General features: G+C 73.8%; 6 protein-coding genes. 1 reads left to right on the forward strand and 5 read right to left on the reverse strand.

Features of this window, described 5'->3' with window-relative positions:
* Positions 1 to 775, forward strand: a 775-nt coding sequence (locus tag QM633_RS13570) for a polysaccharide deacetylase family protein (RefSeq protein ID WP_415154296.1), incomplete at its 5' end; no start/stop codon positions are given.
* Positions 776 to 951: 176 nt separating this feature from the next.
* On the opposite strand, the gene QM633_RS13575 is transcribed toward QM633_RS13570, so the two are convergent.
* The 5 genes from QM633_RS13575 to QM633_RS13595 all read right to left on the reverse strand — a co-directional run bounded on the left by QM633_RS13575 (position 952) and on the right by QM633_RS13595 (position 4,813).
* Entirely contained in the window at positions 952 to 1,596 is a 645-nt protein-coding gene (locus QM633_RS13575; RefSeq protein ID WP_415154297.1) for an IMPACT family protein, read from the reverse strand.
* Positions 1,593 to 2,969 carry a cryptochrome/photolyase family protein gene (locus tag QM633_RS13580; protein ID WP_415154298.1) on the reverse strand — a complete coding sequence of 459 codons (1,377 nt, stop codon included), beginning with the start codon at positions 2,967 to 2,969 and terminating at the stop codon, positions 1,593 to 1,595. The genes QM633_RS13575 and QM633_RS13580 overlap by 4 nt, the downstream gene beginning before the upstream one ends.
* A gap of 28 nt (positions 2,970 to 2,997) precedes the next feature.
* Positions 2,998 to 3,750: an FAD:protein FMN transferase gene (locus QM633_RS13585; protein ID WP_415154299.1), complete on the reverse strand. Its 753-nt coding sequence runs from the start codon at positions 3,748 to 3,750 to the stop codon at positions 2,998 to 3,000.
* Entirely contained in the window at positions 3,751 to 3,996 is a 246-nt protein-coding gene (locus QM633_RS13590) for a hypothetical protein (RefSeq protein ID WP_415154300.1), read from the reverse strand. It lies immediately after the preceding gene.
* 76 nt (positions 3,997 to 4,072) lie between these two features.
* Positions 4,073 to 4,813: a Crp/Fnr family transcriptional regulator gene (locus QM633_RS13595; protein ID WP_415154301.1), complete on the reverse strand. Its 741-nt coding sequence runs from the start codon at positions 4,811 to 4,813 to the stop codon at positions 4,073 to 4,075.
* Positions 4,814 to 5,288 lie beyond the last annotated feature (475 nt).

Consider the following 5,288-nt stretch of genomic DNA (forward strand, 5'->3'; position numbering starts at 1 on the left):
CCGCCCGGTCCGGGAGGCGACCGAACTCCGCCTGCCCTCCGCGGGTGGCGCCGTGGCCACCGCCGGCGGGGCCGGAGCGACCACGGGCGGCGCGGACCCCGACGGCACCTCGGGGTCCAAGGCCGGAGGCGGGGGTCGCCGGCACGGCCGTCCCGACTGCTCGAAGCTGAAGTGCGTGGCCCTCACCATGGACGACGGCCCGGTCACGAACACCTCGAAGGTGCTCGACCTGCTGCGGAGGAAGAAGGTCCACGCCACGTTCTTCGTCCTGGGCGAGAACGCGAGGCTGCACCCGGCGCTGGTCCGGCGGATGGTCGCCGAGGGCAACGCGGTCGGCAACCACTCCTGGGACCACCCGCAGTTCTGGAAGCTGAGCCGCGCGGCGATCGCCCGCCAGTTGCACCGGACCGACGCGCTGCTGAAGCGGATCACCGGCAAGCGGCCCGCCCTCGTCCGGCCGCCCTACGGCGAGGTGGACGCCCGGGTGCGGAAGATCGCCCGGGCGCACGGGCAGTCGCTGATCCTGTGGGATGTGGACCCCACCGACTGGAGGGACCACGACACCGACCTGGTCGTCCGGCGGGTGCTCCGCCACGCCCGCCGGGGCTCGATCATTCTCAGCCACGATGTCTGGCCCACCAGCCGGCACGCCTACGCGCGGATCATCGACGGGCTCGAGCGGAGAGGCTTCACCCTCGTCACCGTGCCCGACCTGCTGGGCCGTGGCGCCAGGCCGGGACGGGTCTTCCTGCGCCAGCAGGGCCTGCGTCCATAGCCTGCCCGCTCGGGACCGGAAGGACGGGACATCGGGGACCGGTTCGAGGAGGTGCTCACCAACGACGACGAGGCCGCGTTCACCCGACCCGCCTACACCGCGCTGCCCGGCCACGGCGCGGTCAACCGCAGGTCGAGGATCGGGCTGACCCTGGTGCCGGCCGTCTCCGCCGCTGGTCAGGCCAGGTCGACGATCCGCTCGGCGCCGGCCACGGGTGCCAGGGTGCCGGCGGAGAAGGCCGCGGTGTCGGCGGTGAGCAGCGTCAACGCTGCGGGAGGGACGAGGATGGTGAAGCGCGCGACGTCGGTCCAGACCGGCTCGCCCAGGACGGCGTCGTGGCCGGCCGCCCAGTCCCGCAGCCAGCTCTCGAACCGGCCGGCGTCCCCGTGCGGCACCCTGATGCCGACCTCGACCAGCACCTCCCTGCGCACGATCCGGGCGCCGTCCAGGGCGCCGGACACGGCGGAGGAGTAGGCACGGACCAGACCGCCCGCGCCGAGCAGGACGCCCCCGAAGTACCGCGTCACGACGGCCACCAGGTCGGTCAGGCCGCGCTGCCGCAGCACCTCCAGCATCGGCACCCCTGCGGTGCCGGACGGTTCGCCGTCGTCGGAGGACCGCTGCTGCTCTGCGTGTCGCCCCACGACGAGCGCCACGCAGTGGTGGCGGGCGGCCCAGTGCTGGCGACGGACGGCCGCGATCGCCGCGTCCGCCGCGGCGACGGTGTGCACCGGCTCGAGGGTGGCGATGAACCGGGACTTCTTGACCACCAGCTCGTGCTCCACCCGCCCCGCGATCGTCGACGGAAGGCTCGTGGTCACGCGCCGAGCGTATCCGCCCTTGCCTGCCGGTACCGGGCGAGCGCGTCCCGGCGTTCCTCGGCGTGGTCGACGAGGCGCTCGGGATAGCCGTGGGCGTACCCGTCCGCCGCTTCCCACGGACGGTGCGCCGTCGCACCCGGCAGGTGCCGCAGTTCGGGAACCCACCGCCGCACGTAATCGCCCGACGGGTCGAACCGTTCGCCCTGGAGGACCGGGTTGAACACCCGGAAGTACGGGGCCGCGTCGGTGCCCGTCCCCGCCACCCACTGCCAGCCGTGCGTGTTGGAGGCCAGGTCGCCGTCGATCAGGAGGTCGAGGAAGTGCGCGGCGCCGTGCGGCCACCACACGTGCAGGTCCTTGGCGAGGAAACTCGCGGTGACCATCCGGACGCGGTTGTGCATCCAGCCGGTCGCGACCAGCTGGCGCATGCCCGCGTCGACGAACGGGTACCCCGTCCGCCCCTCGCGCCAGGCGTCGAAACCTGCCCCCGGCTCGTCGTAGGGGAGGTGCAGCGGGTGCAGGTCGGCGGTCAACGAGTCCGGGCGGTGGTGCAGCACGTCGGCGTAGAACTCCCGCCAGGCCAGTTCGGCCACGAACCGTTCCGCCCCCGCGCCCCGGCGTCCCGCCAGGTGGGCGAGCAGCGTCCGCGGATGCACGATCCCGAACTTCAGGTACGGCGACAGCCCGGAGGTGCCGGCCAGGTCGGGCCGGTCCCTGTCGTCGGCGTACCGGTCGATCCCGTCGGCGAGGAAGGCTGCCCAGCGGGCGAGCGCTGCGTCCTCGCCCGCCGGCGGCAGCGGGACGGGGCAGGCGGCCAGCGCCTCGTCCACCAGTGCCCAGCCCCGCGGGTCGCTCGGGACCTCGACCAGCTCGAGACCGTCGGGCTCCCCGGCCGGAGCGCGCCAGCCGTGGGCGCGCCAGGCACGCAGGAACGGCGTGAACACCCCGAACCCGTCGCCGGAGGAGTTGACCACCCGCCCCGGCGTCACCGCGTAGGTGGAACCGGTCTCCACCCAGCCCACACCGGCAGCGGCCAGCAGCGAACGGACCGCGGTGTCCCGGGCGGCTCCGTCCGGCTCGGTCTCGCCCGACACGTGCACCTCGGTGGCTCCGGTCTCTGCGGCGAGGGCAGGGATGATCGCGCGGGGGTCGCCGGTGCGCAGGCACAGCCGTCCGTCGTAGCCGGCGTCGAGGGCCCGCAGGGTGGCGGCGAGCCAGCCGCGGCGCACCGGCCCTGCCGGTTCGACGAACGCAGGGTCGAGCACGAACACCGGCACGACCGAGCCACTCGCCGCTGCCGCGGCGAGAGCGGGATGGTCCGCGCGACGCAGGTCCCTGCGCAGCCAGAGCAGTGTCCGTCCGGTGGTGGGCATCTGGGGGCCATCGTAGGCGGTGCCGGGGTCAGGCACTCCAGCGGTGCCGCGGCCAGCCGTTGGTCTGGACGATCACGCCCCCGGAGTGCACGAGCCGCGCGGGCAGTTCGCGTTGGGTGAGCCAGCGGGGGGCGCTGTCGCCCAGGACCAGGGCGGCACGGGCCGCGGCGTTCGCCCGCTCGCAGGTGCGTCCCGCGACGGTGACCATCCGCCAGCTGCCGGACGCGGAGGTCGCGGTGGAGAGGCCGCCCGGCCAGCCCATCGCGATCACCGGGCTGCCGGCGGCGCCGGGCTGGCGGTCGTCGATCTCGACCTGCCAGCCACCCTCGGGCACGTCGCCCCGGACGGCGATGTCACCCCCGAGGTTCACCAGGCAGCCGATGCCGAGCCCGGTCAGGCAGGCGTCGGCGATCCAGTCGGCCGCGCCGGCACGAACGCCGGTGCCGAGGTCGAGCCGGACGCCCTCGGGGATCGCGACGGTCCCCGCGTCCAGGTCGAGATCCACCTGCCGCCACTCGGGCGACGGTGTGACCAGTCCGTCGGTCACCTCCGCGGTCCGCAGCGCCGCGGCGAGGACGCGGGCGAGCAGCGGGCTCAGCGGCTGCGGACGGCCGCGGACGAGCGAGGCGAGTTCACTGTCGGGAGCGGTGGGCGAGCACGCCTGCTCGAGGTCGCGGACGCGCGCCCTGGCCTCGTCCGCCACGTCGGGCAGGTCGTCCTCGTGGACGGTGAGCACTTCGCACCAGGTGCCGAACCCGTCCCAGTTGGCCGCGGCGACCATCTACGCGCCGCCGGTGCGGGTGTGGGGCCTGCCGGTACCGGAGCGGAGCCGGGTGGCCTCGTCGCCGGTCGTGGCGACGGTGCCGGTGTGGGTCGAGACGACCGTTGTCGCCGCGACCGCGGTGGCGGGAGCGAGGGTGAACCAGCCGGCGACGCCGCCGAAGGTCGCGCCCAGCAGCCCGAGTCCCACCCCGGCGACACGCGCTGCCTGGGTACCGCGATGACGGTCCTCGTCCGGCTGGTTCATGCCATCCAGCCTCGCGACCGGGCATGTGCGCAGGCTGTGGGAACGCTGGGGTCCGACTTTCGGCGCGGTTCGCGGCTCAGGCCAGCGCGCCGTCCTGCAGGACGGCCGACGCCACGGTCAGGTCCTGGGTGGTGATCGTGGGGAGGGCGTCGCCGCGGACACGCTTGACGATCCGGCTGAGCGCCACGTCGGTGATGTTCAGGAAGCTTGCCAGATCGCGCTGGGTGACCCGCTGGACCAGGCCGGGATGCTCCCGCAACAGGCTGCGGTAGCGCTGCTCGGGTGTGCTGCGCAGCCAGGCCGCGTCGGCCTGGAGGGTGGTGGCATGCATGAGCGCGATCGTCATCGTCAGCCGCGCCCACGGCAGGTACTGGCTCGAGAGATGGTCGATCACCCGGTAGTTCGCCCGCAGCAGCAGGCTGTGCTCGATCGCGGTCACGGTGTGCACGGTCTCGGCGGCGACCGCGGCGCGCAGGCTCTCCGAACGGGGGTGCAGCCCGCGGGACGCGACCCGGCGGACCCCTTCGTTGCCGAGGGCGGACATCGACGCGAGGACATCCCCCTCCTCGGGGAAGAACACGGTGGTGAGCCGGTCGCCTTCGCAGGGCATCTGCGCCTTGAACAGGCCGCGCTGGACGAAATAGATGTACGGGTGGTGCTCCCCGACGCTGAACAGGACGGTGCCGGGCTCGACGCGGACGACCCTCACGTTGCTGGCGAAGAGGTCCCACTGGGGGAGTTCGCAACCGGCGTATGCCTCCAGCAGGAGGCGGAGACTTCGCATCGCGTGGCCCGTGGCCGCACCGTCGACGCTCATCGCAACCTCCTCCTTCGGCAGGGGGCTGCCGCCAGGACCAGACAGTCGTGGCCCGACCTCGGCAATTGACCTGGGTCAACGCCTGCCGTACGAGCCTTGATACAGGTTAGTCCCCGGTTGTCGTGCCCGCTGGCGGTCTGAGAAGTTTCCACCATGCCTGGTTGTGCTGGGGGGCGCCACCAGGCGCGAGGGGAGATCCGCACGACCGGTGCCGCCGAGGGGTGGGCCGGCCTGCGAGGTCCTGGGAGCTGAGGGGTCTTGCATCCCGGGAGGACTTCCCTTCGCGGCCGTGCACAAGCCGCGCCGCCGGAGTCCGGTGTCCGCGACGACGAGCACGGCCACCCCGTACTTCCGCCCCGAGCCAGCGCCTACGGGTGCGCCGGGGCGGGCGCCCGGCGGCGCGTTGGCGGTAGTGGGTGGCGGCCCGTTGCCGCTCGACCGGCGTCGGGCCTGGCGAGCCGCCCGACTCCCCGAC

The organism is Propionicimonas sp. (genome assembly GCF_047606205.1).
Taxonomy (GTDB): Bacteria; Actinomycetota; Actinomycetes; order Propionibacteriales; family Propionibacteriaceae; genus Propionicimonas.

Coding starts and splice junctions, on each gene's coding strand:
- QM633_RS13580 (WP_415154298.1), bottom strand. CDS start 2,969: ATGCCCACCACCGGACGGACACTGCTCTGGCTGCGCAGGGACCTGCGT.
- QM633_RS13585 (WP_415154299.1), bottom strand. CDS start 3,750: ATGGTCGCCGCGGCCAACTGGGACGGGTTCGGCACCTGGTGCGAAGTG.
- QM633_RS13595 (WP_415154301.1), bottom strand. CDS start 4,813: ATGAGCGTCGACGGTGCGGCCACGGGCCACGCGATGCGAAGTCTCCGC.
- QM633_RS13590 (WP_415154300.1), bottom strand. CDS start 3,996: ATGAACCAGCCGGACGAGGACCGTCATCGCGGTACCCAGGCAGCGCGT.